Consider the following 26,712-nt stretch of genomic DNA (forward strand, 5'->3'; position numbering starts at 1 on the left):
CCAAGGCAATTTTGTTGAACAGAATTTGCTGGATCTGATTGATGCCTGTGCGGGGCGTTTAATTGGCGCGGATATTACAGGCGATGTTTCTGCATATCGTTATAAGAGTCTCTTAAAACGTATGTTGAGTGCAGGAGATGGTCAAAGTGAACCGTCTGAAGCAGATGTAAAGCTTTGGCAAGTAGAGCAGCAGCAACTCAATGATCGTTTGATTACTGCAATTGATCAGCAGTGGCGTTAAGTGCGATTCTAGGGGTTTAAGTTAAAAGAGCAAGGTTGATACTTGCTCTTTTTTTATGTGGCTAAAACAAGCGAATAAAGCTGTTTAAAGCGAAGTAAAGATTGTTTTACGGCTAATTGTGGTTAATTGGGGTGAGTTGGCGCGATTTCCACTGTTTTGGCCAAAGCTTAGCAAGATATGCATCCATACACCAAAGTGGGCCTATAAGTAAAAATTGAAGGTCTTTAAAGAACGATGGTTTTTTACCTTCAACTTTATGGCCATAAAATTGCCCAATCCACGCAACTACAAATAAAGCGATATAGAAACCACTGTTAAAGGGCAGGATTAGGATCAGCCAAGCCATGAGCACCAGTAAAATGGACATGGCAATTGCAAGTACGATGTCAAGTCGTGCATAAAAAACTAAAATGAGCACCAAAATCAAAGCAGTTATTGTGGCACTCCATTGAGCAAGTATGCCAATGATTGAAAATAAGATCGTAGGAACGCAGACCCAATGGATCATTTTATTGGTTTGATTTTGATGACTATCACTGTACTCTTCAAACCACTCACTAATGGACTTCATCTTGTACTCCATGGTTTTCATCTTGTTTTGTTAAAATCGATTTTAAAAATATCCTATAGATTTTATCTTAATGTCTTTTTATTTTTTTGGGAATCTTAAAAGCTGACTCACATGTTTAGCCTGACTGCAAATAAAATGAAAAAAGCCACTCAATGTGGCTTTTTAACGTTAAACGTAGCTGACCGAGTTAGGAATTAGGGCCATCAACACGTTCAATATTGACTTTTGCTGTACCAGAGTTAGTAATGCCTAAACGTTTAGCTGCACCATAAGATAAATCGACAACACGATTACCATGGAATGGGCCACGATCATTTACCTTAACAACAACGCTTTTACCATTTTCTTTGTTGGTTACGCGAATATAGCAGTTAAGAGGAAGGCTACGGTGAGCAGCTGTTAATTGGTTCATATCGAAAGTATCACCACTAGCCGTTTTACGACCATGGAACTGACGACCATACCAAGATGCTACACCCGTTTGACTGAACTTACGAACAGTATTAGAGGCAACGTTGTTCAATTTATCAATGACTGAAGGTTCGTCAGCAGGAATTGCAATTTTAGCTGCAATAGTTTGGCGACGGATTTGATCGCCTGAAGTTTCAGTAATTGCCAAACTGTTAAGGTTTGAGAAGTGTGAGTTGAAGCCAGCTGCATCTTTGCTCACAACACGTGAAGCTAAACTTGAAGTATCAGCGGTATTATTTAGATAAGATGATTGAACCATCTCAGCATTTGCTTGTGTAAGACCAATACTAGTGGCCAATGCAAGCGCATATTTCAGCGATGTATGCATCTTTTAACTCCTTGGAACCCCAGGAAAAACCTTCAAAACAACTGAAAATTTAAACGACAGGTCTGTAAATTTAATGGTGCGACTACATTTAACGGTAGGAGATAATATTCATGCTACCGTTAAGCTGTCTAGCATTATTTAAAAAACCTGACTAAAAAATACAAAAAAAGTGCAATATTGGTTAAAAAATAATCTAAATTGTAACAAGTTCTTTTAAAATGCCAAAATTTGATTGATTCCATAATAAAAAATCTTGACATTTTATGAAACTTGAATTTTAAAAATTATCTATTGGCGATTTCTGTGCCTAATAACCATACCGCAGTTGCATATAAACGGCTGCGGTTGTATTCAGTAATCACTTGGTAATTTGGATAAGTAATATAATATACTGGACCAAATTTCTCTTGTAATTGAATGACATTGACCATATCTAGGTCATCAACTTTAACCATTGAGTTAATTGGAGTTACACCTAATTTGCGTAGTGCGCCATAAGGTGTGGGTTGTTTTAAATCTTTGGCAATCACTTCGTCTGGTTGGCTACCACTGTAGCGTGCTTGAAAACCGATAGGTTGATTTTTTTGCCAACCATGTTGAACCATGTAGTTTGCAATAGAACCAATCGCATCTACTGCTGAATTACGCAGGTCAATATGACCATTACCATCGTAATCCACACCAAATTTAGTAATATTACTTGGCATAAATTGAGGATAACCAATCGCACCAGCATATGATCCAACGACTGAATTTGTTGGACTGCCATCTTTATACGTCCAAGCAATTAATGCTGCTAGCTCATCTTTGAAGTATTCAGCACGGCGTGGGAAACCAAAGCCTAGAGTTGCCAGCGCATCACGTGTAATAAAGCCACCTTTGTTGGATCCAAAGCCTGTTTCCACACCTAAAATGCCTAAAATGACAGCTTGTGGGACGCCATATTCTTGTTCAGCACGACGTAGAGTATCTGCATACTGATTTTTAAAATTAACACCTTTACGGATTGTACCTTCGGTCAGAAACATGGCCTTATAGTCGTACCAAGGTTTACTTTCGCCTGGTCGATTCATAATATTAATAATGTTGGGTAAGTTTTTTGACCCATTCATTGCTTGGTCAACTTGTATCGCTGTCAACCCATAGGTTTGCATCGTTTTTTGTTTAAATGCTTCATAGTCTGGATGCTGCGAAAAGTCATTGGCTTGGCAAAAACTGGTGAAAGAAAGCGCAGCACTACACAAACCTATATTACGAATTTTTTTCCATAACTCTTGATTAAACATATATTAATATTCCAGATTAACGATGTGTATGAATGGACATGACGATTCCAAAGGTTGCCATTAATGTAATGATTGCTGTTCCGCCATAACTCATAAAGGGTAATGGGACACCTACGACAGGTAAAATGCCGCTGACCATCCCCGCATTGACGAAGACATAAACAAAAAAGGATAAACCAAAGGCGCCAGCAACGAGGCGTCCAAAATTGTGAAAGCTTTGTAGACTAATTTGAAAGGTTCTAACGATCATGCAAAAGTATAATGTAATCAGTATAATGATTCCAATCAACCCAAACTCTTCTGAATAAGCTGCGATTACAAAGTCAGTATGGCCTTCAGGTAAAAAGTGTAGATGTGCTTGTGTGCCATCTAGAAAGCCTTTACCACTCCATCCCCCAGAACCAATTGCTGTTTTGGATTGAATAATATTCCAGCCAGTCCCTAATGCATCCGCTTCAGGATTGAGTAGGGTGAGTACGCGTTGTCGCTGATAATCATGTAAAAGGAACATCCACGCAGGGGGGATAATCAAGCCTAAACCCGCCAGTGCAGCACCAATCATTTTCCAAGATAATCCGCTGAGAAATAAGACAAACATCCCACTGGCGAGAATTAATAATGAGGTACCTAGATCGGGTTGTTTGGCGATCATAACAAAAGGTATGCCAATCAAAAGGAGTGAGATTGCTACATTTTTTAAGCTGGGAGGTAAGGGCCTGAGCGCTAAAAACCATGCGATCATTAGTGGCATACCAATTTTCATAAACTCACTGGGTTGCACACTACCAAAACCAGGAATATCAATCCAACGCCGCGCGCCCATACGAACCTCACCAATGAGCATGACTGCGAGTAAGCACAGCACCCCAAAAGCATAAAAGTAGGGGGCAAAAGCTTGGTAGACTTTAGGTGGGATTTGCGCCATGGCAATCATCACGGTAAATCCAATCGCAAAGCTAATGGCTTGACGAGTTACCAGCATGGTATCTTGTGCTGAAGCACTATAAAGGACAGTTAGTCCTAGTGCCGCATTGAGAATGAGAAACAGACATAGCCATGGGTCAATATGTAATCGTTGCCAGCGTGTAGGCTGCATCGATGTACTTAAGCCATCACGTGGAGCCTGGCGTAAAAACTTATACTGGGAACTTGGTGACATGAGCTGATTTGTGAGTTATACATTTGTTTTACGCATGCTATCACAAACCACCTTGAAGACAATCTGTAGACTCAAATTGAATTAAAAAAACCGAGCGATTGCTCGGTCTTGCTGATCAAAAATCAAAAATTAGACGTAGAACAATGTGTCGTGGTATTCAGCTAAAGCGTGAAGTTCCTCTTTACTTAAATGAGGAATCAAGCGATCTACTGCTATATGTACAGCTTTAGTGACTGCTGAAGTTGCAAGATCAGCTGCTTTACGCTTGATCATACCGAGATCAAGGGTTTTATTGAAATCTGTCATAAAATGGCGAATCGTGGCATCAGCGAATTGTTTATACAATTCAGACAATGCAGTACGGTTTACATCATTACCTAATAATATTTCAGCGAATTGATTTTTCAATGCACCAGCAAGCTGAGGATCAAGTGCCAAACCCACACGTACATTTTGTTCAGGGTCTTTAAATAGACTTGATTCTGAAAACTCAATTGATTGGCGTACCACTTCGTTCGGCGACTTGCTTAATAACTGCTTCAGTAATACAGCAACAGTAGATTGAATAAAACCAGCAAGTTTTTCGGCTGTTTCCCTTTTGTCACTTACAGGAAAGCGGTGAATAACTTCAATCAAAATTGCATTAATAATCTCGTCATTGATTAACAATGCTGTTTCATCACGCGTTGGATAAAGCGGTTCAGATGAATTTTTTTTCTGTATACCATAATGAATATTATTGATTAAATTTTCAGATGGACTAAAACCAAAAAAAGACATGTATTTTCCTTAATATCTTATTGACGTGCTAGACGTATAGGGGTTGGCATCCATGAGAGATCAGATACACGACAAGGATTAATGTCTAAACCACCACGTCTTGTGTAGGTTGCATACACCATAAGTTGGCTTGGTGCTAAGTTTTTCCAGATGTCTGCAAAAACTTGCTCTACACATTGCTCATGAAAGCCATTATGTTGGCGATAAGAGATAATATAAGCCAAGATACTTTGATAACAAGGTTTTTTACCTTTATACCGAATAAAAATAGTGCCCCAGTCTGGTTGACCAGTGACAGGGCAGTTACTTCTAAGTAAATGTGAATACAGCTGAATCTCTTTATTTGAAGCGTCTTCTTCATCAAACTTGAGTAGACTTGCATCTGGGTGTATAGAAAATCCAGAGGGCTGCAATTGATCTAGACACAGGCCTTGTGGCTGTGAGATGGCTAGATCGTCAACCTGAAAAAGAGTGATGGTGACTTGGGCTTCTGCTGCACGTGATAAATCTTGTTCCACAGTCGCGATAAAATCAGCTTGACTATTAAAACGAGTAAAGTTGAGCCCATTAAAATAAAGCTTGAGAGATTTTGACTCGATCAAGTAGGGTGATGAGGCTGGTAAACTCATTCGCGCAATTGCAACTTGTGGTACAGCATGTTGGTTTAACCAAGATACTTCAAAAATATGCCACCAATCTTGACCCTGATAAATTCCAGCGACATCTTTATATTGTTCACGTGCTGTATCACGTGCGATAGGAAAAAGAATGTCAGGTTGATATTCAGTTGGATAAACGGTGTCTTTACCTAATAAAGAGAGTTCTACGGTCATTCACGCATTCCTGAACTATGTGCAAGTAAGTAATAAGCAATACCATATAAAATGGCACAACAGAATGTGATGACAATGAGCGAAAGACTGACATTGACATCACTATGACCCAAGATGCCATATCGAAAAGCATTTACCATATAGACGATTGGGTTGATCAGCGATAGATTTTGCCAAAAAGGGCTTAGTGCGCTGATCGAGTAGAATACACCACCCAAGTAAGTGAGCGGGGTCAATACAAAGGTTGGAATGATTGAAATATCATCAAACGATTTTGCATAGACAGCATTAATAAAACCACCTAATGAAAATAACAATGAGGTGATAATAATGGTATATACCGTGACAAAGACATTATGTATGGCAAGTTCAGTAAAGAACAAGCTCATCGCAGTGACAATAGCTCCAACCAAAATACCGCGTGTAACACCACCAATCACATAGCCCCACAGGACTAGGTATAAAGGTACTGGACTCATAATCAGTTCTTCGATGCTTTTTTGGAATTTCGCACTAAAAAAACTTGAAGATACGTTGGCATAACTGTTTGTGATTACTGCCATCATAATCAAACCAGGCACAATGAACTGCATATAACTAAAGCCGCTCATTTGTCCGATGCGTGAACCAACTAAGTTGCCAAAAATGACAAAATAAAGGCTCATGGTGATCGCAGGGGGTAATAAGGTCTGAGGCCAAATGCGCATAAAGCGACGAATTTCTTTATGCACTAAAGTAAATAGGGCAACTTTGAGTTGGTTGAAATTCATGCCTGTGCTCCATCTAGATTTTTTTCAACCATTTTTACAAATAGCTCTTCAAGTCGGTTGGATTTGTTGCGCATACTCCGTACTTGAATATTTTGTGCTTGAAAAAGGAGAAAGAGATCATTCAAGGTATGGGCTTTATCCATCGTGACTTGTAATGTCATAGGATCAAGTAATTCAAATTTGAGTCCAACAATATCTATTTTAAATGGTTCAATTGCTTGTTCTAGGTCAAAAATAAATGATTCCTCATTGAGCTGACCCAAGAATGATTTCATCGTGGTATCTTCTTTAATTACGCCACGATCGATGATCGCAATTTTACGACAAAGCATTTCTGCTTCTTCTAAATAGTGGGTAGTTAAGATAATTGATGTACCTTTCTCATTCATTTCAATAAGAAAATCCCACATTGAACGGCGAAGCTCGATATCTACACCTGCTGTCGGCTCATCCAAGATAAGCAATTTGGGTTCGTTCATCATGGCACGTGCAATCATCAGTCGGCGTTTCATACCGCCAGAAAGCATACGTGCTTGCACGTCACGTTTGTCCCAGAGTCCGAGTTTTTCCAGATAATGTTCAGCACGTTGCTGTGCAAGTGCTTTGGGAATACCGTAATAACCTGCTTGAGTAACCAAGATATCTAAGGTTTTCTCAAAATGACCAAAGTTGAATTCTTGTGGTACAACGCCAAGACATTGCTTGGCATGAGACGGTTGTTGATCAAGATCATGGCCAAAGATATTGACTGAGCCAGCAGTTTTTCGTGTCAAAGAACTAATAATACCGATTGTCGTTGACTTGCCTGCACCATTGGGGCCAAGTAGGGCATAAAATTCACCCTCAGGCACAGTCAAGTTAATGCCTTTGAGTGCCTGAAAACCATTTTTATAGGTTTTAGATAAGTCCTTTAATGTCAATGCTGCAGTCATAAACCACCCACTTCGTTTAATGAGAGACTATTGTGAGTGATCTACTGCAATAAACCAAGTATTCTGTAAGTAATATACAGTTGCATATTTGGGACGTTGTATAAAGTATAGACAGCAAAAGCAATGTATTTGGATAATCACTTTACCTAGAGCTTTTTTTTGATATGATGTGCACTACTTTTTGCGCTCATAGCTCAACTGGATAGAGTACAGGTCTCCGAAGCCTGTGGCGTGGGTTCGAGTCCCGCTGAGCGCACCACTTATCTATTATCTCATCTCATTATTACTGTATTACCTATCTTTCTATTATATAAATTTGTCCTATACCGCACCGTTATAATCCATTTTTATAGGTATATTTACAGCAGTACATCAAATAAATTCTAAAATTTACTACTAAATATGGCTAGAACAGTAATTGGCAATCATCTTCAATGCTTAGTAACTTAAAAGCAGGTCAACGTTCAGGCATGTTAATCATTATTGAAGTAGAAGTTTGTGGCAAAGAAAGATTGCTCAGTAAGTTCTAATAATTGTTGGTGGCTGTCGAAAAGGTAGCTAGATCGGCGTGATAAATGTATAAGTACTCTACGAACTTATATGTTATCAGGAAATACAAATACTGGATCGCAATAGCGGTTCTTTCTTTTATCTGCTTGGGGCAGTTAGCTTATACCAATCATTTAGGTGGCGAGCTGATTAAGGCTAAAACCAAGCACAAAACAGAACTGGCCATTTCACAAGCCTTAACCGAAAAGGCTAAAGTCGAAGCTGAAACCAAAGAAAAACAATGGTATGAACAATTGTTAAAAGCAGAGCAAAATTAAACAATTCATAGCTGATGCTATTCGTGCTCAGTCCACAGCTTTTCGCCTGTCAAAGCAACTCGATACAGCCAAAAGTCGTATGTCCACAGCTCCCTGTTAGATCATCATTAAGTACATCAGCACCAGCTCAGACATACTCAAAGCCTGTATTACTGAATATCGAACGATGTTAGAAACAGCTGATGGACAAACAATTGATGTCGGGCGATTGATTGTTGGATGGCCTGAGTAGATTTTGCGGAGTAAAAGCCTTGATAAAAAATTAAGGCTTTTATTTAGACAGTAATTAATTGATTTAACGAAAATAATTTAGTGTATTGTGTTACTTTTATAATCTTTTAATGTCATAGAACTATCTTCAGAGTTTAATAATCATGAAAATCACGTTATTTCATCTTCAAAATTCTAGATCTCAAAGAATTTTATGGTTACTCGAAGAAATTGGTTGTGATTACGATGTAATAAATGCTTCTGATATAGATAAGCACAAACAAAATTTACCTACAGACATTATGCCTTTAAAGTTCCCAACCATTCATATTCAATATGAATGTGACTCATTTTACATGACAGAAACAAGTGCAATATGTGAGTTTTTATCTAGAAAGTTTCAGATTTTATATTTAGCAACACCAAATGATGTTGATCTTGCTAATTTTTGTTTTTGGAAGAACTATGCAGATGCAAACTTAATGCAATTGCTTGTTTTAAGGCAAGTATTCAAGCAAATAGTGGTCACTACTCCTTTGCTATTTAAACCTGTACCATTCTTATTCAAAGTATTATTCAATAAAATCTATTTAAACAAAGCTTTTGATCAACAACTTAAATATATCGACTCCCACCTGAAAGACAATATGTGGATGTGTGGTAACACCTTTACTATTGCTGATATTCTTATGTGGTTTCCACTTGATGCAGCTCTTTCTTCAATCAATACAGTTCAACATCCATTTATAGAAAAATATTTAAATCAAATCCAAGTACGAAAAAAATTTAGTCAAGCCATGTTAAAAGGAAATTGGTCTAAAGAACAATTTAGAAAGTATTGGAGTAAGTAGGGTTCTGTCACATTAAGCAGTTACGGTTGATGAAATTTTGTGAACTCCTTGTCTTAACTAATCAATTGATATAGTAATCCTACAGACACACTTGATCACATAAAATCAAATTAACCTTTTTCATCGAATGCATAATCTCTATTCCAGATAAAATATTCCAATTAAAAATGGCCAATGAGTTGGTTGTTTTTTGATTTATGAAAGAGATCTAATATCTTTACAAATAATAGGGCTTTTAATTAGAATTGAGTGCTTGTTTCTGAAAATATTATTAAGTGTATTTGGCATAAAGTGTATTATGTTAATTTAAGTTCCTCTTTACGTTTAAACGAATCTATAAATATACTAGAGAGTGTTCTATGAATATAAAAACCGAACCTTGGATTGAGGGTAGTGATCCATTAAAACCCTATTATGGAAAATTAAATAATAAGGAATATACTGATATTTCTAAGATATTTAATTTATGGGTTAATCATCATAACTATATTAATACTTCTATAATTGCTAATAATAACAAAGTAAATTTATTAGATTATTTAGATCATTACAATGAAAAATATAGTCAAAGCCTATATCAGTTGCTATGTCAAACATTGAATAATGCAGATAGTTATCTTTATTGGCTTCCTATAAACAATGTGAAAAATAAAAATATTTTTGCAGCATATTCTCCAGCAATGATTGCCAAAACTCCAATCGAAACTAGGTATTTAGACTATGCTTCACGTTCTTTCTTGCAAATGCAAAACGGAGGCTATGCCATCATTGAGAGTAACCAAAATTTTATAGCTTTAGTTGTTGATGGCTACTATATGCAGGTGGCACTACGTTCAAATTACATGAATGAGCAATTTCAAGAATATCTTGATAATTGGAATGAGATTGAAAAAAACTTGATGAAATTACAGCACAATGCCTTTTAGAAGCTTATTCCATAGAGTAGGCATACTGTATGTAAAGTATTACATTTAAGATAATGGGCGTAATACGAAATGTTTTTGTCATCCCAAAATAGAAATGTCCGTTTTATTCAAAATGAAAAAGGGTATCGGCAATTTACCAAAATAGAATCAGCAAAAATTTAAATAATCCCATCTGTTATTTTTTACTTAATTCATTAAATTAATTTTACGCTGCTTTTTAAAAACTTTTGCTTGTTGTTTTAACCATTGGGTAAATATTTCTACATCGGGATTGTTGCCGCTTGGATATAACAGTTTATAGCTGGCTGTTGAGGGAACCGCTGTTCCAAAAACATTGATTAAACGCCCACTAACCAATTCATCATAAATGAGAGCACTACGTCCCATTGCTACACCTTGATGATTTAAAGCAGCACTAATTGCTAGGCTAGATAGATTAAACTCAATACCATCTAATTGTATTAACCATTCAGGTTTAATCTGTTTTAACCATGTTTGCCATTCAATATAAGCAGGTGCACCGATCCACGGCATTGCGTCATGGAGTAAAGTAATTCCAGCTAAACTTTTTCCTTGAGCAAAATCAGGGTGTTTTGCTAAGTAGGTTGGTGTCGCCACTGCAATTAGGTACTCATCTAATAAAACCTCCGAGAAATCATCAGAGACCTCATTGGGATCAAATCGTATGCCTAAATCAATTTGTTGATTTTGCATGAGCTGACTGTCTAAATTTTGAAACTCGGCTTTGAGCTTAACCACAATACTGGGCTGAGACAGATGAAAATCACTTAGACGTGGCATAAGCCATTGTAATGCTAATGAGGGCAGGCAATTGATATGTAGTTCATTATGTCTACTTTGTAGACGCTTAAGCGTTTGATTGATATCTGAAAAGGAACGGCTGACACTTTCAAATAAGATTTGACCACGTTCAGTTAGTTGTAAGCTACGATTTTGCCTAAGAAATAATGGAAACTCTAGTCGTTGTTCGAGCAGTCGAATCTGCTGACTCACAGCACTTTGCGTAATATTAAGCTGCTGCGCTGCTTGGGTAAAACTTAAGGTTTGAGCGGCCACTTCAAAGGTTTTTAAAGCTTCAAAATTGATATGTTCTAAACGCATATGTATTAGTTTTACTAATGGGTTCCTTAGAAAATATCATTTTTTATAGCCTTTTGCCTAAATTATTATCGGATCTAACTTATCAATTTATGATTTAAGGATGATCTGTATATGTCTGAGAACTCAGCAATGCTTGCTCCAGATTTAATTGAGCAATTACAACAAAAAACAGCAATGCTCTGGTTCAATCCTAATTTAGGGGGGGAGCTTCCTCCTACTGAACTCACAGCAACAGCGATTCAAGTTGCACAGGAACGCCTACAACGCAGCCAAGCACTTTTATGTCATCTCTTCCCCGAATTGATCGAACATCAGGGCATGATTGAGTCGGCACTATTGCCTTTAAACCAAGCAGAGCAGAAGCTTTTTCCACAGCTAGAACTGTCTACTCAGGCCATTTATTTAAAAGCGGACCATGAGCTAGCCATTGCAGGCTCAATTAAAGCTCGTGGTGGTTTTCATGAAGTTATTGCTATCTCTGAGAAAATTGCAATTGAACATCAGTTGATGGCAGCAGATCAGGATCTCATTCGTTTAGCGTCTCCACAGGCTAAGATATTGTTCTCTGAATACACCATTAGTGTGGGAAGCACAGGTAATTTAGGCCTTAGTATTGGCATTATGGCTGCAGCTTTAGGTTTCAAAGCCGTTGTACACATGTCGGTGGAAGCCAAGCAGTGGAAAAAGCAGCGCTTACGTGATCGTGGGGTAGAGGTGATTGAGCATCGGGGTGATTATGCAGCAGCCGTTGCGGGTGGACGTGCTGAAGCAAAGAGGAATCCTAAATGCCATTTTGTCGATGATGAACAATCAGCGTTGTTATTTTTAGGCTATGCCGCATGTGCAGAATATCTAGCAACACAGCTGAAGCAACAACAGCGGGTTATTGATCGTGAACACCCGCTCATGATTTATATCCCCAGCGGTGTTGGCGGCGCACCTGGTGGCATTTGTTATGGCTTAAAAGCTATTTTTGGGGATGCGGTGCATTGTTTCTTTGCTGAACCTGTTGCCTCACCTTGTATGTTGGTGCAATTGGCAGCAGATACAGATCAGCCTGTATCGGTCTATGACATTGGGTTAGATAATAAAACCGAAGCAGATGGACTTGCTGTCGGCTTAGCTTCTAGCTTAGTCAGTCCTTTCATGCGTGCCCAACTCTCTGGTGTGTTTACTGTGGAAGATCCGCAGTTATATGACAACTTATATCAGTTAAAACAGTTTGAAAATATTGAAGTTGAGCCATCCGCGGCGGCTGCTTTGCAGGGCCCTGTCTGGATCAATAGTGCAGAGGCTAAAGCCTATCTTGCAGCTCAGCAGGTTGATATTCAAAAGGCGACCCATGTGATTTGGAGTACGGGTGGCTGCTTAGTACCACAACAAGAAATGCAAAAATTCCAAAAACTTGGCCAAGATATTTATCTCAGTCAACACAGTCATTAGGCCAATTGACCGAATATCGCTTTAAGGAAGAAGCATGATGATGAAACAACAATCTGATTTGTCCCATACTCAATGGGTGGATGCAACCTATAAAAAGGTTGCATTACGTTTTATTCCCTTTTTAATGATTTGCTATGTAGTGGCCTATCTAGACCGTATTAATATTGGGATTGCGAAACTCAATATGTTGTCTGATTTACAGTTTAGTGAGGAAATTTATGGTCTAGGTGCTGGATTATTTTTTATTGGTTATTTTCTCTTTGAAGTGCCTAGCAATATCATCATGCATAAAATTGGCCCTAAAGTGTGGATTGCAAGGATTATGGTGACATGGGGCATTATTTCAGCGCTAATGATTTTTGTGACACAGCCATGGCAATTTTATGTATTGCGCTTCTTTTTAGGGATTGCAGAAGCTGGTTTTTACCCTGGAGTGATTTTATTTTTAACGTATTGGTTTCCAAACCGACGCCGCGGTAAAGTCACTGCATTATTTCAGGCGGGTATTCCTGTCGCTGGGATTATTGGGAGCCCATTATCTGGCTGGTTAATGGCAACTTTTGATCAGGTGAATGGGCATCATGGTTGGCAGTGGATGTTTGTATTAGAGGCGATTCCTACGATTCCATTAGCGATTATTGCACTGTGTTTACTCAATAATAATGTTCAAGATGCCAAATGGTTAAGTACGGCACAACGTGAACTGATTCTTAAAGAAATTCAACAAGATAATCATAATAAAGAACACTTGCCATTTTTAAAAATTTTAGCAGACAAACGTGTTTGGAAAATCATATGTATGACATTCCCCGCTATGGCTGGTCTATATACACTCGGTTTTTATTTGCCAACGCTCATTCGTGATGCAGGAGCAGAGGGCAGTTTAATGATCGGGCTTTTATGTGCCATTCCTTATACTGTCGCGATTGTGAGTATGATTCTAGTGGGGCGTAGTTCAGATCTACGTGTAGAGCGACGTTGGCACTTAGCTATCGTGTTGCTAATGGGGGCAATAGGGTTATTGCTCAGTGTTTGGTTTGGTAAAAATTTAACGATGGTCGTGATTGCACTGTCGATTGCCGCAGCAGGGATTATCAGTTTTTCTCCGATTATGTGGACAATTCCAACGGCATTTTTAGGTGGGATTACCGCTGCTGCAGCGATTGGTGTGATCAACTCATTGGCTAATCTAGGTGGTTTTGTCAGTCCATATTTAATTGGTTTTATTACTGATACATTTCACAGTCCAGAATACGCCATTTATATTATTGCAGCCAGTTTAGTGTGTAGTGCACTACTCGCGCTGAGTTTTGATCCGAAGAAAGTCAACGTGTAAGACAAATTTAACATTAACTTTAAAAGGATTTTAGTGATGCAAACAGCTCAATATCGTTTTGCTATGGCAGGTATTATTCATGAAACCAATACCTATGCTGAGGCGAGTTTTGGACAAACTACACTGAGTGCATTTGAGCAATATCAAGGTCAAGAAATTATTGATGCATTTACTGGTACAAATCATCAAATCGGTGGCTTCATTCAAGGGGCAAAACAACATTTAGTTGATTTACACCCCATCTATCTCGGCCAAGCAACACCTTCAGGTACGATTGCACAATCTGCTTATCTGGAGATGAAAGCGAAAATTTTAAATGGAGTTAAAGCCAGTTTGCCGATTGATGCAATGTTGTTGGCATTGCATGGCGCAGGTGTAGCTGATGGTTTTGAAGATATTGAAGGTGATTTATTAGCTTCACTGCGTAGCTTGCTTGGTCCAGAGATTCCGATAGCGGTAGTTTACGATCTACATGCAAACTGTACCCCCGAAATGTTTGCCAATGCAGATATCAGCTTACCCTGTAAGCTCTATCCACATATTGATTTTGCGGATAGAGCGGTGGAGGCAGTAGATCTGGTTGTTTTGATGCGGCAACAGCAGATTCAACCTGTCAGTGCTGTACGCTATCTACCGATCCTGCCTTATATCGTGACAACTGATCAAGGTTTTATTCCGGCTGAAATTAATGCGCACTGTCAGCGTTTACTCCAAGATTATCCTACCATTATTGATTGCTCTTGGTTTCATGGTTTTCCTTATGCTGATATAGAAGCACCTTGTCCTACGGTTATTTGTACAACAAACAATGATTGTGCATTGGCTGAGCAAATCGCCGAAGAAATTGCCACTTTGATCTGGTCGCAGCGTGAAAGATTTTTACCACAATTCTTTACTCCCCACGATGCGATTCAGATCGCCCTTGAACAGCAAGATTTATCTAAACCTATTGTCATCAATGAATATTCAGATAATCCTGGGGGTGGTACGCCAGGAGACGGTACTTATCTGCTTTCAGCAATTTTGAATGCGCCTAATCGACATAAACGAATTTGTTTTGGAATGATCAATGATGCTGCTGTAGTTCAACAGGCAATGAAGGCAGGAGTAGGACAACAAATTGATATTCAATTAGGCGGAAAATTGGGGCCAATGCAAGGAGCACCAATCGTTTGTCAGGCTTATGTAAAATCGATTACTGATGGTCATTTTGTCAATTGTGATGGTGCTATGTTTGCGGGTGTACATTTTGATCTAGGACCTATGTGTCGTCTGATCATTGCTGGGGTAGATGTGATTGTTGCTTGTCGTGCTGAGCAGGTTTATGACGAAATTCCTTTCTTCATGCATGGAATCGATATTTTGCAATATGACATTGTGGCTTTAAAAGGCGCTAATCATTTTCGTGCGCGTTATAATCATCTTGCCGCAAAAATCATCACTGCTAATGCTGTTGGTTTAAGCTCTGCCGATATCTTAAGCTTTCCACGACGACATTTAAAACGTGCTGTATGGCCTAAAGATGCTGTGAGCGATCTTGATGAGGTTTATCCTTGAGTCATTGCAAAGGGTGAAGATCAGTCAGGGACACTTTGATGGTGTAAATAGCATCTGAATGTGGATGCTAAGAATGCCGCTTACACTCGCGATGACTTCGCTTTAAAAATAAATCTCTCTTAGCCCTTCTTTATTAAAGAGGAGGGCTTTCATTTACAAGTTCGTTTCATTTCGTGCTTGAGTAATATTTTTTTGCTTACATGATGACTTTTACAATGCAGTGCTTTCATTTTCTCTAAAGTAAAGATGAACTATAAACGCTGTGCAAAAAATTACTACAACAAATTGATTTGTAATAATTTACATAAATAAAATAATTAATTTTCTGTTGCACTGTAGTTGTATTGAACAAGAGTCTTTTAACTGACAGGTATGAATGGTTTGCAGGACTTATGCATGGTTTATGCTCACAAGTGCGCAAGGTTCGGGCAGTGTGCCTTTAAAATATTTAATTTTTAAAAATAGGTCAGTCTATTTATATGATTTTTAATATCAAAAATAAAAAATATCACTAAGAAAAAAAGGAATAGCACAAACACTTTTATTCGCTTGAGACATTTTGAGCCAACTCTTAAATTGATTTCATTAACTGGAAAATATAAGAGAATCTGAGTGGATAACCAAGGAATTTCAGAGGCGCTGGGTCTGATTCATCCAATCACTTTAAGCCATGGAAAGAATGCTGAAGTTTGGGATGAAAATCAAAAACGTTATATAGATTTTGTTGGGGGCATCGGTGTTCTTAATTTAGGCCATTGTCATCCTAAAATCGTCGAAGCAATTCAAAAACAAGCAGGATTATTAACACATTATGCTTTTAATGCTGCTCGTCATCAGCCATATATCACGTTTATGAATGAGCTCACTGAGTTTATTCCAATGAATCAACCGCTTGCAGGTATGTTTACGAACAGTGGTGCTGAAGCTACAGAAAATGCACTTAAAGTCGCAAGAATAAATACTGGCAGAACTGGTGTAATTGCTTTTGATGGTGGATTTCATGGACGCACTTTAGCAACCGTAAGTTTAAATGGTAAAACTGCGCCATATAAGGATGGTTTAGGGCCACTACCTGGTCCTGTTTTTCATGTGCCTTATCCTAGCCGAGACAACGGTATTTCAAGTGAAGTGGCTCAAGCTGCTTTGGAACGTCTTTTTCAAGTCGAAGTCGATGTTAAAAATATTGCGGCGATTATTTTTGAGCCTGTGTTAGGTGAAGGTGGTTTTCAATTATTAGATGCTGATTTTGCAAAATATTTAAGAAAATTCTGCGATCAGCATGGCATTTTGATGATTGCTGATGAGATTCAGTCTGGATTTGGCCGTACAGGACAAGCTTTTGCATTTCCACTCTTGGGAATTGAACCTGATCTGTTACTTGTTGCGAAAAGTATTGCAGGTGGTATGCCTTTGGGTGCTGTTATTGCCAAAAAAGCACTAATGGATAAACCCGTAAAAGGTGCACTAGGTGGGACTTATTCAGGTAATCCGATTGCTTGTGCAGCCGGTTTGGCGACTTTAGAAGTGCTTCAGTCACAAGAGGTTAAACAAAGTACAGCACATTATATTGAGCAAATTGAATTGCGTTATCAACAATGGAACGCACAAGGGCTCACGCCGTGGTTAGGCAAGTTAACGGGTGTTGGCGCAATGCGTGGCATTGAAGTCAACCATGAAGAACAAGGTCCCGGCACAGCGGTGATGGCGAAAATACTTAAACGTGCACGTGAACAAGGCCTGTTGTTGATGCCAAGTGGGAAGCATAAAAACATTATTCGTTTATTGCCACCGTTGACCATTACAGCTGAAGTATTAGAAGAAGGGCTAAACATTTTAGAGACGGTATTAGCCGAGACACGGGAAGCATCATATTTTAAGGAAAGCGCTTAATGACTTTAATCAGTTCAAATGAGATTAGATCCAAATTTTCAGCTTTGATGTCTGAAATGTATAAAAATGAAGTACCGCTTTATGGTGATTTACTTGAATTGGTGAAGGATGTAAATCAAACAGCGCTAAGCAAAGACATTCAATTGCAAGATCAATTGAAAATGACAGGTGAATTTAGCCGTCTTTCATTGGAGCGTCATGGTGCAATTCGTTTAGGAACAGCAGATGAATTACACAATATGGCGAGAATTTTTGCAGTCATGGGGATGGAGCCAGTAGGTTATTATGATTTGGTTCCTGCTGGGGTTCCTGTACATGCGACAGCATTTCGTGCAGTGAAAGCACAAGATTTAAATCAAAGCCCATTTCGTATATTTACATCATTACTGCGTTTAGAACTGATCAAAGATGAAAAATTGCGTCAATTGGCCGAGCAGACTTTGGCGAAACGCCAGATTTTTACTGAACAAGCTTTAGCATTAACTAAAAAGTTTGAACAGCAAGAGGGGTTATCTGCTGTTGATGCTGATCAGTTTGTCCATGAGGTTTTAGAAACCTTTCGTTGGCATACTCAAGCACCCATGACCAAAGCATTGTATGACTCTTTACATGAGCAGCATCGTCTAATCGCTGATGTTGTTGCATTTAAAGGTCCACATATTAATCACTTAACACCGCGCACTTTGGATATCGATCAGATTCAATCTGGCATGATGGAACAGGGGATGAGCCCTAAAGCAGTGATTGAAGGGCCACCACGACGTAAATGTCCAATTTTACTGCGTCAAACCAGTTTTAAAGCTTTAGAAGAAAAGGTGGCATTTGCAGCCAATCAAGGCCAAGAACTAGGTACGCATACAGCACGTTTTGGTGAAATCGAGCAGCGTGGTGTGGCGCTTACACCCAAGGGACGTCAGCTTTATGATGAACTGTTAGGTAAAACACGTCAGCAATTGGGTGGTGCACCTACAGAACATAATGCTCAGCAATATATGGAATTATTAGCTAAAAATTTCGAAGATTTTCCTGATAGCTATGCGCAGTTAAGACAGCAGAAACTTGCATATTTTTATTATTTTCCACTGAACTCACATTGTTCTGGTGTGGTTCAGTCAGATGATGAAGCAACGATCGAGACATTGATTGAGCAAGGTTCATTACGCTTTGAACCTATCGTTTATGAAGATTTTTTACCAGTATCCGCTGCAGGAATATTTCAGTCGAACTTAGGTGAAAGTAGTCAAACGGACTATGCCACAATTTCAAATTTGGACATTTTTGAACAAAGTTTGGGACGTAAAGTCGTCGATGAAATTGCACTTTATGAAGCGATTCAGCAAGACTCATTACAGCAAGCGCTTGCCCAGCTCTCGAACTAAAACGTCAATCAATTGAGCAACAAATTATTTTATTCATTTTAAGTCAAGGAAAGAATCATGATTCAAGAAATTTTAAACAAAATTGGCGTGGATGCGGCAAAGTATCAAAATGGCAGTTTGGAAGTGCGTACACCGATTGATGGTAGTGTGATTGGTCAAGTTGTCGTACATACCGCCGAAGAAACTGAACAGCAGATTCAGCAAGCCCAACACGCATTTAAACAGTGGCGTAAAATTCCAGCTCCTCGTCGTGGTGAATTGGTGCGTATTTTTGGTCAGGTTTTACGTGAGTACAAAGAAGAGTTAGGCGCTTTAGTGTCTTGGGAAGCAGGAAAAATTAGCCAAGAAGGTTTAGGTGAAGTACAGGAAATGATTGATATCTGTGACTTTGCTTTAGGACTTTCACGCCAGTTATATGGTTTGACAATTGCTTCAGAACGACCTGGGCATCATATGCGTGAAACTTGGCATCCGCTGGGGATTGTGGGGGTAATTTCTGCATTTAACTTTCCTGTTGCTGTATGGGCATGGAATACGGCATTGGCGCTAGTGTGTGGTAATGCAGTGATTTGGAAACCTTCTGAGAAAACCCCATTAACAGCCCTAGCTTGTCAGGCACTGTTTGAAAAAGCTTTGGCTATTTTTGGTCAGGATGCACCAGCCAATATCTCTCAACTGCTATTAGGTGATGCTGCGATTGGTAACTTATTAGTTACAGATGAACGTATTGCATTAGTCAGTGCAACAGGCAGCACACGCATGGGCAAAATTGTAGGACCGAAAGTCGCTGAACGCTTTGGGAAATCTATTCTTGAGCTCGGTGGTAACAATGCAATGATTCTTGCACCAAGTGCAGACTTAGAATTAGCCATTCGAGGTATTTTGTTCTCAGCTGTAGGTACAGCAGGTCAGCGTTGTACAACACTACGCCGTTTAATCGTGCATAAATCAATTAAAAATGAAGTTGTTGAAAAACTCAAAAAAGCCTATGACACGGTAAGTATTGGTAGTCCACTTGAAGGTCATTTGGTTGGACCGTTAATTGATCAAGTCATCTTCAACCAGATGCAAGAAATGCTTACTCGCGCAAAACAAGCTGGTGCTCAGGTATTTGGGGGACAACGTGTGCTTGAAGACAAGTATCCAAATGCATATTACGTTAAGCCTGCTTTGGTGGAGATGGATGAGCAAAACGAGGTGGTGAAGACTGAAACTTTTGCCCCTATCTTATATGTCATGACTTATGAAGATTTCGATGAGGCAATCGAAATGCAAAATGACGTTCCTCAAGGTCTTTCATCTTGTGTGTTCTCCAACGACATTCGTGAAGCAGAAAAATTCTTAAGCGATGTTGGCAGTGACTGTGGTATTGCAAACGTTAATATTGGTACCAGTGGTGCTGAAATTGGTGGTGCATTCGGGGGTGAAAAAGAAACAGGTGGTGGCCGAGAATCTGGTTCAGATGCTTGGAAGAATTATATGCGTCGTCAAACCAATACAGTCAATTATTCACGTGAATTACCATTAGCTCAAGGGATCAATTTCGGATAGAGCTCAGTCCGTGCATGGAACGCTCATGCACGTTTAACAATGGATTCAGTAGCGGAAAACTCAAACAATAAATGCAGTCATTTAAAGTAAGAACAGTCTTTAGATTAACTGTAACCGCTACTGATAAGATTTTATGCTAAGGGAAGATAAGCTATGGTTAAAGATCAAGTTTTATGGTCTGTTCTCGTTGATGAATGTCCAAAATTTCCTAAAATACACCATGATATTCAGGTTGATGTATGTGTGATTGGTGCGGGATTTACTGGACTTTCAACAGCCATCCATTTAGCGGAAAAAGGTTATAGCGTAGCGATACTTGAAGCGCATCACGTTGGCTCAGGTGGATCGGGTCGAAATGTGGGGCTAGTCAATGCTGGAACTTGGGCACAACCTGACGAACTCAATGTGTTTATGGGTGAAAAAGCAGGTGAGAAACTTACTTCGATATTAGGTGAAGCGCCAAAATTGGTTTTTGATACGATTGATCGCTTTGGCATCAATGCTCAAGAAACTCGAACGGGTAATCTGCACATGGGACATAACCGTGAGGGCGAAGCAGATGTAGATATTCGTTATCAACAGCTGAGTCGCCGTGGTGCGGATGTTGAGGTTTTAACTGGAAGTAGGTGTCATGAATATTGTGGAACGACGACCATCAATAAAGCACTGCTCGACAAGCGGGCAGGGACGGTTAACCCTTATGCTTATGTGACAGGTCTGGCAAAAGCCGCCATACAGTTGGGTGTAAAAATATTCGAAGACTCTTCGGTATCGGGTGTCGTCAAGCAAGATAATCAGTGGTGTGTACAAACTACTCAGCACCATGTTACAGCTGATAAAGTCGTGATTGCGACCAATGCCTATACCGAAGGTGAATGGCACGACATTCTTAAAACCATTTACTTTGTTCAATACTATCAAATTGCATCTGAACCTTTAACAGGTGAAGCGGCTGATAAAATTTTACCGCATAAAAATGGTTCGTGGGATACACGTTTGGCACTTTCGAGTATTCGCCGTGATAAAGAGGGTCGTCTGCTTTTAGGTACTGTAGGTGCTTATCAGGGTAAAGCTGGTTTATATCAGTCTTGGGCTAATTTGATGCAGAAAAAGTATTTTCCAGAACTGGGTCAATTGAATTGGCAATTTCAATGGACAGGTAAGTTTGGTTTTACTCAAGATCACATTATGCGTATTTTTGAACCTGCACCAGGTATTGTTGCTGCAACTGCCTACAACGGTCGTGGAATTACTACAGGGACGATGATGGGCAAAGCCTTTGCAGATTATTTACATAATGATGATCGTGAGCAGTTGCCATTACCCTTTACCACAATCGAAGCAAACACTTTGTCATGCCGTAATGCTCGATCGTTATTTTATGACACAGGTATTGCGCTGTATCACGCAGGACAGTGCTTGCGGATTATTCAATAAATTTTCTCTCTACGGATCAACGCTAAAATTTCTTGTGCATACAATGCGATGTACAAGGATTTTTGTCTCAATTTTTTAGCATGGACTGCTTTATTTCATGAAGAATCATCATTTTCCATCGATAACTCAGCAATTTTTAAATCAGTTAGCTGCTGATTTTGTGGGGGATATTGATTCAACCGAAGCAGTTCGACACGTCTACTCTACCGATAATTCTATTTATCAATTAAAGCCACAAGCTGTGATTTATCCTAAAGATATTAAGGATATTCAACTGGTTTTCAGATTATTAAAATTAGATAAATATCAAGAGGTGATTATCACTGCACGTGGTGGTGGAACAGGAACAAATGGTCAGTCATTAAGTAGTGGAATTGTGGTCGATTTATCTCGACATATGAATCAAATTTTAATGATAGATCCTGTTGCACAAACTGCAATTGTGCAAGCTGGTGTGGTCAAAGATCAACTCAATGCAGCTTTAAAGCCTTATGGATTGTTTTTTGCTCCTGAGCTTTCGACTTCAAACCGCGCAACCATTGGTGGCATGATTAATACCGATGCAAGTGGTCAGGGGAGTTGTCGTTATGGAAAAACCCATCACCATGTTTTAGGTTTAAAAACGGTTATTTTAACTGGAGAAATCTTAGAAACTCGGGCATTAAAACGAATCAACTGGCAAAGCGAGATTAATCATAAGTCTGCCTTACAACAAGATATTTATAATTGTGTTTATCAGCTTACAGCAGATAATCAATCGATCATTCAACAAAGCTTTCCAGAATTAAATCGTTCATTAACGGGTTATGATTTGCCACATGTTTTAGATGATGAAGAATTTAATCTCAATCATCTGCTGTGCGGTAGTGAGGGTACACTCGGGATTATTGCTGAAGCGCAATTGAATTTACTCAACATCCCTCAGCATCGTATGTTGATTAATATTGGTTATGCCAGTTTTCACGATGCACTACTCGATGCCAAGGCCTTGATGGAGTTACAACCTTTATCCATTGAAACGGTGGATTCTAAAGTTCTTAATTTAGCGAAAAAGGATATCGTGTGGCAAAATGTAGCAGCTTATTTTCCTGAATCTGAACAGTCTCAATCCATTGAAGGAATTAACTTGATTGAGATTGATGCAGACGATGAACCGCAATTAATGCAGTTAAAAACTGAATTTTTAGATCATATTCAACGAGATCTGACAGTGGAGCGCCTCACTATTACGACTGCATTGGGTGGATCAGAGATCAACCATATTTATGCCATGCGTAAACGTGCGGTAGGTTTATTGGGAAATGTACAGGGAGAGAAACGTCCTCAGCCATTTGTTGAAGATACAGCTGTACCACCTGAGTATTTAGCCGATTATATTGCAGAGTTTAGGGCCTTGTTGGATCGAGAGCATTTGGACTATGGCATGTTCGGACATGTTGATGCTGGTGTACTACATGTTCGTCCCTTGATGGATATGAAAGACCCTCGTGCTTTAGCACTGATGAAAAAAATCACTGATCAAGTGGTTGAACTCACTCATCGATATCATGGTGTGCTGTGGGGAGAGCATGGCAAAGGGCTACGTTCAGCCTATGCGCCAGTATTTTTTGGAGAGTCTTATCCGCTTATTCAAAAGGTGAAAGCGTTATTTGATCCACATAACCAGCTTAATCCCGGAAAAATTGCGACACCAGCAACGATGCCCAGTGCCAAGTTAATTGAAGTGACCGAAGTTGCATTACGTGGTGATCATGATCGTCAAATTGCACCTTCAGACTGGCAAGCGTTTGGCAGTACCGTGCATTGTAATGGTAATGGTGCATGTTTTAACTATGACTTAAATGACCCGATGTGTCCTTCTTATAAAGTGACACGAGACAGAATACATTCACCCAAAGGACGTGCTACCTTAATTAAGGAATGGTTAATTCGAGAGCAGAGTCAGCAGCAAGATCAAGCGTTTGATCGACAAGTTTATGAGGCTTTACAGGGTTGTTTATCGTGTAAATCTTGTTCAGGACAATGCCCTGTAAAAGTGGATATTCCTGATTCAAAAGCAAAGTTTTTACAACGTTATTATCAGCGCAATAAGCGCCATATTCGTGACCATTTAATGAGTCGATTAGAAATGCTTATCCCCAAGTTAACACCATTGTCGAGCATTTATAATTTTGTACAGAAACTTGCTCCAATTGTATTTTTACAACGCAAACTATTTAAACTTGTTGATGTACCTTTATTTCACCCACAAGCGAAAGCCGATTTAGCAGTACATGGGGCAATATTATTACAGCCTGATTTAAGTCAACTTGAGCAGACGTATTTTGATGGGACTTATCCAGAGCTCAGTAAACGGGTCATTATAGTTCAAGATGCATTTACCCGATATTTTGATACACCAGTCTTGCTTGAGACGCTCGCCTTTTTGAATAAAATCGGGGTAACACCTTATATCTTACCCTTTATGCCCAATGGTAAACCTTTACACGTTCATGGTTTTTTAAATCAATTTGAACAGATTAAACAGCGCAATATTGAGATTTTAAATCGTGCGGCTGCAACAGGTGTTGCATTATTGGGGATAGACCCAGCAATGACTTTGGTATTTAGACAGGAATATCAACAATCTTCCACAGCACAGGGTGAAGCAAGTGGTTTTGAGGTTCTGATGTTGCAAGAGTGGATCAGTCAATATTTAAAAATCTATCCTTTGAATAGAGAGGTATCTCAAAAAGATCCATATTTTCTTGCTTCTCACTGTACAGAACGCACTCAAACGCCAATCTCGATACAACAATGGAAAACTATATTTTCACACTTTGGTTTGCCATTAGAGACCTTGTCATTGGGGTGCTGTGGAATGGCTGGAACTTATGGGCATGAAGCAGAACATCGTGAACTGTCTGTTCAAATCTATGGCCAGTCTTGGCAGAAACACGTAGAGCTTAATCAGGATCGAGTCTTGGCTACGGGTTACTCATGCAGAACTCAGGTAAAGCGAGTAGATCAGAAGCAATTGTTGCATCCAATACAAGTTTTAAATCGCAGTATCTCATAATAACCAAAAGGCCATGATGTTACACATGGCCTTTTGGTTGTAAATAAAATATTAGGCAGACAGTTTAATTGGTGTTTGATGCTCTTCCATTGAGTTTTTTACAAATGTTTTAATCCACTCGACCATAGTACTGACTTTATTGGTGTTGGTCATTGAGGTTGAAAATGTCATGTAATAGGAGTATTGCGTTTGCATTTCATAAGGCCATGCAACCACCAGCTCACCACTTTGTAATTCTTTTTTGACTAAAAATTTTGGAACCAATGCAATACCGCAACCAGACATGGCTGCATGGATACAGGCATAAAATGTATCAAACCGAGGGCCAAATAACGGATGTTCAGTCATGGTTTCTTGCATTTGAAAATATTCCTCCCAAGCTCTTGGTCGAGATTGGGATTGAATTAATACATAATCTTGAAACTCATCCAAGTTTGAGAGAGGCCGTTCGAGTAAATCTGGTTTGCAGACAGCAACACAATATTCTGAAAAGAGTTCGATGCTGGTCATATCTCGCCATACACCTGAGCCATATAAAAAGGCGATGTCTGTAATATTGTTGTCTAAATCAGATGAACAAAGTTGTTCTTGAATATCAAGATGAAAATTTGGATATTGTTTGCAAAATCCTTTTAAGGCTGGAATGAGCCAACGTGCGCAAAGTGTAGGGTGTACCGAAATTTTTAGGGTTTCTGCATCCGAACCATGTGAGAGTAAATTTAAAACAGACTGTTCAATTTGGCCTAAAATCTGTTGAGTTTCTTTGAAAAAAAGTTCACCGCTCGGTGTGAGCTGTAAACCTTGTAAACAACGCTCAAATAACTGAGTTTTTAAACTACATTCTAAGTGTGCCACTTGTTTACTGACTGCACTTTGAGTCATATGCAGTATTTGTGCGGCCTTAGTGAAGCTTAAAAAACGGGCAGAGGCTTCAAAACAACGCAGTGATGTTGTCGAAGGGTAGGTTCTAGCGGTCATTTTTTGCATATCAATCCCTTTAAAACATGGCATTCATAAAAGTAACGCATGCTGTATGCCAAAAATTAACTTTAATCTTGTTCAATGAATATCTTGGAGTAACATCATGGAAAACCCTTTTCTCAATGATGCAAGATTTCATTTTTTAAATTTCATAACTTAAGAGTTTTAACATAGATGTTGCTTTGAAGACATTATCTAAATGTATCATCTTATGTGTTTGAAATTTATTTGCTGTTAAAAAAACCAGCTAAGCTGTATTACAGCCGAGCTGGTTTTTTACGCAGATTAAAATTGATCAAGGAAAACTAAATTGAGCAATCTTTTATGAGGTCACTCTGAAATTAACCAGGATAGGTACCACGTTCTTTACGCGCAATTAAAATTCTTTCGCAAGCAACAATGTAAGCAGCTGTTCGTAAGGAGCAATTTTTAGCTGTCGCTTTTTCCCACACAGCAGTGATGGCATGGCGCATAATTCGGTCCATTCGCTGGTTAATTTCATCTTCACTCCAAAAGAAACTTGCCAAATCTTGAACCCATTCAAAATAACTCACGGTGACACCTCCTGCATTGCAAATCACATCAGGAACTAAAGTAATTTGTCGTTTTGCTAGAATGTCATCTGCTTCAGCGAGAGTAGGGCCGTTGGAGCCTTCAAGAATTAACTGAGTTTGAATTTTTTCTGCGATGTCGACGGTGATAACATTTTCAAGTGCAGCAGGTATAAAAATTTCAGCGGATATTTGCCAAAACTGTGGGGCTTCAATTTCGTC

General features: G+C 39.1%; 22 protein-coding genes, 1 tRNA gene and 1 pseudogene. 13 read left to right on the plus strand and 11 right to left on the minus strand.

Features of this window, described 5'->3' with window-relative positions:
- Window positions 1-241: pseudogene (locus Aru01_RS18345) on the plus strand (hypothetical protein); the annotation flags it as partial.
- A 112-nt stretch (window positions 242-353) separates the two neighbouring features.
- On the opposite strand, the gene Aru01_RS13310 reads toward Aru01_RS18345, so the two are convergent.
- The 8 genes from Aru01_RS13310 to Aru01_RS13345 form a co-directional block, all read right to left on the minus strand.
- Window positions 354-812 (minus strand): Mpo1 family 2-hydroxy fatty acid dioxygenase, encoded by a 459-nt coding sequence (locus tag Aru01_RS13310; protein WP_016657071.1) that lies wholly within the window; start codon window positions 810-812, stop codon window positions 354-356.
- Window positions 813-999: 187 nt separating this feature from the next.
- A complete protein-coding gene (locus Aru01_RS13315; protein ID WP_016657070.1) occupies window positions 1,000-1,611 on the minus strand; it encodes a septal ring lytic transglycosylase RlpA family protein in 612 nt (203 codons plus the stop codon).
- Window positions 1,612-1,895: 284 nt separating this feature from the next.
- Entirely contained in the window at window positions 1,896-2,897 is a 1,002-nt protein-coding gene (gene mltB / locus Aru01_RS13320) for a lytic murein transglycosylase B (protein ID WP_016657069.1), read from the minus strand.
- A 16-nt stretch (window positions 2,898-2,913) separates the two neighbouring features.
- The gene (rodA, locus tag Aru01_RS13325; RefSeq protein ID WP_016657068.1) at window positions 2,914-4,056 is read right to left on the minus strand and encodes a rod shape-determining protein RodA; all 1,143 of its coding nucleotides are present in this window, start codon (window positions 4,054-4,056) and stop codon (window positions 2,914-2,916) included.
- Window positions 4,057-4,185: 129 nt separating this feature from the next.
- The gene (locus Aru01_RS13330; RefSeq protein WP_016657067.1) at window positions 4,186-4,836 is read right to left on the minus strand and encodes a hypothetical protein; all 651 of its coding nucleotides are present in this window, start codon (window positions 4,834-4,836) and stop codon (window positions 4,186-4,188) included.
- A 17-nt stretch (window positions 4,837-4,853) separates the two neighbouring features.
- Window positions 4,854-5,669: an NADPH-dependent 7-cyano-7-deazaguanine reductase QueF gene (queF, locus tag Aru01_RS13335; RefSeq protein ID WP_016657066.1), complete on the minus strand. Its 816-nt coding sequence runs from the start codon at window positions 5,667-5,669 to the stop codon at window positions 4,854-4,856.
- Window positions 5,666-6,439, minus strand: coding sequence for an ABC transporter permease (locus Aru01_RS13340; RefSeq protein ID WP_016655363.1), 774 nt, complete (start codon window positions 6,437-6,439; stop codon window positions 5,666-5,668). The genes queF and Aru01_RS13340 overlap by 4 nt, the downstream gene beginning before the upstream one ends.
- Window positions 6,436-7,371, minus strand: coding sequence for an ABC transporter ATP-binding protein (locus Aru01_RS13345; RefSeq protein ID WP_016655364.1), 936 nt, complete (start codon window positions 7,369-7,371; stop codon window positions 6,436-6,438). Before Aru01_RS13345 ends, Aru01_RS13340 begins: the two co-directional genes overlap by 4 nt.
- 183 nt (window positions 7,372-7,554) lie before the next feature.
- Between Aru01_RS13345 and Aru01_RS13350 the strand changes: the two genes are divergently transcribed.
- The 4 genes from Aru01_RS13350 (at window position 7,555) to Aru01_RS13365 (ending at window position 10,185) form a co-directional block, all read left to right on the plus strand.
- Window positions 7,555-7,630 (plus strand) — tRNA-Arg (locus tag Aru01_RS13350).
- Window positions 7,631-7,946: 316 nt separating this feature from the next.
- Entirely contained in the window at window positions 7,947-8,198 is a 252-nt protein-coding gene (locus Aru01_RS18700) for a hypothetical protein (RefSeq protein WP_016655365.1), read from the plus strand.
- Between the two features lie 374 nt (window positions 8,199-8,572).
- Window positions 8,573-9,259: a glutathione binding-like protein gene (locus Aru01_RS13360; RefSeq protein WP_016655366.1), complete on the plus strand. Its 687-nt coding sequence runs from the start codon at window positions 8,573-8,575 to the stop codon at window positions 9,257-9,259.
- A 359-nt stretch (window positions 9,260-9,618) separates the two neighbouring features.
- Window positions 9,619-10,185 carry a hypothetical protein gene (locus Aru01_RS13365; protein WP_016655367.1) on the plus strand — a complete coding sequence of 189 codons (567 nt, stop codon included), beginning with the start codon at window positions 9,619-9,621 and terminating at the stop codon, window positions 10,183-10,185.
- Window positions 10,186-10,371: 186 nt separating this feature from the next.
- On the opposite strand, the gene Aru01_RS13370 is transcribed toward Aru01_RS13365, so the two are convergent.
- Window positions 10,372-11,307 (minus strand): LysR substrate-binding domain-containing protein, encoded by a 936-nt coding sequence (locus Aru01_RS13370; RefSeq protein ID WP_016655368.1) that lies wholly within the window; start codon window positions 11,305-11,307, stop codon window positions 10,372-10,374.
- Between the two features lie 111 nt (window positions 11,308-11,418).
- Between Aru01_RS13370 and dsdA the strand changes: the two genes are divergently transcribed.
- The 8 genes from dsdA (at window position 11,419) to Aru01_RS13410 (ending at window position 24,958) form a co-directional block, all read left to right on the plus strand.
- Window positions 11,419-12,750 carry a D-serine ammonia-lyase gene (dsdA, locus tag Aru01_RS13375; protein WP_016655369.1) on the plus strand — a complete coding sequence of 444 codons (1,332 nt, stop codon included), beginning with the start codon at window positions 11,419-11,421 and terminating at the stop codon, window positions 12,748-12,750.
- Between the two features lie 34 nt (window positions 12,751-12,784).
- Window positions 12,785-14,086 (plus strand): MFS transporter, encoded by a 1,302-nt coding sequence (locus Aru01_RS13380; protein WP_016655370.1) that lies wholly within the window; start codon window positions 12,785-12,787, stop codon window positions 14,084-14,086.
- Between the two features lie 36 nt (window positions 14,087-14,122).
- Window positions 14,123-15,643 (plus strand): M81 family metallopeptidase, encoded by a 1,521-nt coding sequence (locus Aru01_RS13385; protein WP_016655371.1) that lies wholly within the window; start codon window positions 14,123-14,125, stop codon window positions 15,641-15,643.
- Between the two features lie 612 nt (window positions 15,644-16,255).
- Complete coding sequence (locus Aru01_RS13390) at window positions 16,256-17,533, plus strand: 2-aminoadipate transaminase (RefSeq protein ID WP_016655372.1); 1,278 nt, start codon at window positions 16,256-16,258, stop codon at window positions 17,531-17,533.
- Window positions 17,533-18,912, plus strand: coding sequence for a 2-oxoadipate dioxygenase/decarboxylase HglS (hglS, locus tag Aru01_RS13395; RefSeq protein ID WP_016655373.1), 1,380 nt, complete (start codon window positions 17,533-17,535; stop codon window positions 18,910-18,912). The genes Aru01_RS13390 and hglS overlap by 1 nt, the downstream gene beginning before the upstream one ends.
- Before the next feature lie 57 nt (window positions 18,913-18,969).
- The gene (amaB, locus tag Aru01_RS13400) at window positions 18,970-20,463 is read left to right on the plus strand and encodes an L-piperidine-6-carboxylate dehydrogenase (protein ID WP_016655374.1); all 1,494 of its coding nucleotides are present in this window, start codon (window positions 18,970-18,972) and stop codon (window positions 20,461-20,463) included.
- A gap of 153 nt (window positions 20,464-20,616) precedes the next feature.
- Complete coding sequence (gene amaA, locus Aru01_RS13405) at window positions 20,617-21,900, plus strand: L-pipecolate oxidase (protein ID WP_016655375.1); 1,284 nt, start codon at window positions 20,617-20,619, stop codon at window positions 21,898-21,900.
- A 97-nt stretch (window positions 21,901-21,997) separates the two neighbouring features.
- The gene (locus Aru01_RS13410; RefSeq protein ID WP_016655376.1) at window positions 21,998-24,958 is read left to right on the plus strand and encodes an FAD-binding and (Fe-S)-binding domain-containing protein; all 2,961 of its coding nucleotides are present in this window, start codon (window positions 21,998-22,000) and stop codon (window positions 24,956-24,958) included.
- Window positions 24,959-25,009: 51 nt separating this feature from the next.
- On the opposite strand, the gene Aru01_RS13415 is transcribed toward Aru01_RS13410, so the two are convergent.
- Entirely contained in the window at window positions 25,010-25,945 is a 936-nt protein-coding gene (locus Aru01_RS13415; protein WP_016655377.1) for a LysR substrate-binding domain-containing protein, read from the minus strand.
- A gap of 335 nt (window positions 25,946-26,280) precedes the next feature.
- Window positions 26,281-26,712: Glu/Leu/Phe/Val family dehydrogenase (locus tag Aru01_RS13420; RefSeq protein ID WP_042111464.1), on the minus strand; the 432-nt coding region annotated here is incomplete at its 5' end.

The organism is Acinetobacter rudis (assembly GCF_000829675.1).
Lineage (GTDB): Bacteria > Pseudomonadota > Gammaproteobacteria > Pseudomonadales > Moraxellaceae > Acinetobacter > Acinetobacter rudis.

What these genes read in the sequence shown, in the direction of transcription:
- Aru01_RS13310 (WP_016657071.1), bottom strand. Translation starts at nt 812, where the DNA reads ATGAAGTCCATTAGTGAGTGGTTTGAAGAGTACAGTGATAGTCATCAA.
- Aru01_RS13315 (WP_016657070.1), bottom strand. Translation starts at nt 1,611, where the DNA reads ATGCATACATCGCTGAAATATGCGCTTGCATTGGCCACTAGTATTGGT.
- mltB (WP_016657069.1), bottom strand. Translation starts at nt 2,897, where the DNA reads ATGTTTAATCAAGAGTTATGGAAAAAAATTCGTAATATAGGTTTGTGT.
- rodA (WP_016657068.1), bottom strand. Translation starts at nt 4,056, where the DNA reads ATGTCACCAAGTTCCCAGTATAAGTTTTTACGCCAGGCTCCACGTGAT.
- Aru01_RS13330 (WP_016657067.1), bottom strand. Translation starts at nt 4,836, where the DNA reads ATGTCTTTTTTTGGTTTTAGTCCATCTGAAAATTTAATCAATAATATT.
- queF (WP_016657066.1), bottom strand. Translation starts at nt 5,669, where the DNA reads ATGACCGTAGAACTCTCTTTATTAGGTAAAGACACCGTTTATCCAACT.
- Aru01_RS13340 (WP_016655363.1), bottom strand. Translation starts at nt 6,439, where the DNA reads ATGAATTTCAACCAACTCAAAGTTGCCCTATTTACTTTAGTGCATAAA.
- Aru01_RS13345 (WP_016655364.1), bottom strand. Translation starts at nt 7,371, where the DNA reads ATGACTGCAGCATTGACATTAAAGGACTTATCTAAAACCTATAAAAAT.
- Aru01_RS18700 (WP_016655365.1), top strand. Translation starts at nt 7,947, where the DNA reads ATGTATAAGTACTCTACGAACTTATATGTTATCAGGAAATACAAATAC.
- Aru01_RS13360 (WP_016655366.1), top strand. Translation starts at nt 8,573, where the DNA reads ATGAAAATCACGTTATTTCATCTTCAAAATTCTAGATCTCAAAGAATT.
- Aru01_RS13365 (WP_016655367.1), top strand. Translation starts at nt 9,619, where the DNA reads ATGAATATAAAAACCGAACCTTGGATTGAGGGTAGTGATCCATTAAAA.
- Aru01_RS13370 (WP_016655368.1), bottom strand. Translation starts at nt 11,307, where the DNA reads ATGCGTTTAGAACATATCAATTTTGAAGCTTTAAAAACCTTTGAAGTG.
- dsdA (WP_016655369.1), top strand. Translation starts at nt 11,419, where the DNA reads ATGTCTGAGAACTCAGCAATGCTTGCTCCAGATTTAATTGAGCAATTA.
- Aru01_RS13380 (WP_016655370.1), top strand. Translation starts at nt 12,785, where the DNA reads ATGATGATGAAACAACAATCTGATTTGTCCCATACTCAATGGGTGGAT.
- Aru01_RS13385 (WP_016655371.1), top strand. Translation starts at nt 14,123, where the DNA reads ATGCAAACAGCTCAATATCGTTTTGCTATGGCAGGTATTATTCATGAA.
- hglS (WP_016655373.1), top strand. Translation starts at nt 17,533, where the DNA reads ATGACTTTAATCAGTTCAAATGAGATTAGATCCAAATTTTCAGCTTTG.
- amaB (WP_016655374.1), top strand. Translation starts at nt 18,970, where the DNA reads ATGATTCAAGAAATTTTAAACAAAATTGGCGTGGATGCGGCAAAGTAT.
- amaA (WP_016655375.1), top strand. Translation starts at nt 20,617, where the DNA reads ATGGTTAAAGATCAAGTTTTATGGTCTGTTCTCGTTGATGAATGTCCA.
- Aru01_RS13410 (WP_016655376.1), top strand. Translation starts at nt 21,998, where the DNA reads ATGAAGAATCATCATTTTCCATCGATAACTCAGCAATTTTTAAATCAG.
- Aru01_RS13415 (WP_016655377.1), bottom strand. Translation starts at nt 25,945, where the DNA reads ATGCAAAAAATGACCGCTAGAACCTACCCTTCGACAACATCACTGCGT.